We start from the raw sequence: 553 nt of genomic DNA, 5'->3' as shown, positions 1-553 counted from the left end.
ACGCGCCGGTGGTGCCCGGCTGCATCTTGGTGTTGACGTTGCCGAAGGTGCCCGACAGGGTCGAGCCGAGGTTGGTCATGGCGGTGATCGCGGCGACGGCGATCAGAGCGGCGATCAGGCCGTATTCGATGGCGGTGGCGCCCTGTTCGTCGCGGACGAGGTTCTTGAAGAAGGTCATGTCTAGTCTCCTGGTTTGGTCTTCGGTACCCGTGCCCCCCTGTGTCGCGGCGGGCTGTACTCGTGTTAAACTGCCAGTTCTTGAGAAATTCCTAACTCAGCCGTTCATGTGGAATTTATTTCGACATGGCAGCGACACTCTCGCTCTCGACATTGCCCCACATGTCGATGGTCGTTGTGGCGAGCGCCTGCAGCGCCCCGATCATGGCGATGACGATGAGCGAGAGGATCAGTCCGTATTCGATAGCGGTTGCCCCCGACTGATCGACGACAAGCCTTTTGAAGAATGTCGACAGCATCGGGAAACCCTCTACTTCCTGCGTTCTGACAAGCCCGAGAATCGTTCCGAAACCTTAAGAAAGCGTTGATGGGGCGC

The 553-nt window shown here is 58.4% G+C and carries 2 protein-coding genes; both read right to left on the bottom strand.

Annotated features, from left to right (window positions below):
* On the bottom strand, positions 1-178 hold a 178-nt coding region (locus AX692_RS18755), incomplete at its 3' end, for a Flp family type IVb pilin (RefSeq protein ID WP_081095106.1).
* A 115-nt stretch (positions 179-293) separates the two neighbouring features.
* Positions 294-476 carry a Flp family type IVb pilin gene (locus AX692_RS03330; RefSeq protein WP_073973931.1) on the bottom strand — a complete coding sequence of 61 codons (183 nt, stop codon included), beginning with the start codon at positions 474-476 and terminating at the stop codon, positions 294-296.
* Positions 477-553: the final 77 nt, after the last annotated feature.

The organism is Erythrobacter donghaensis (assembly GCF_001557325.1).
Taxonomy (GTDB): Bacteria; Pseudomonadota; Alphaproteobacteria; order Sphingomonadales; family Sphingomonadaceae; genus Erythrobacter; species Erythrobacter donghaensis_B.
This window is presented reverse-complemented; position numbering and strand designations above follow the sequence as displayed.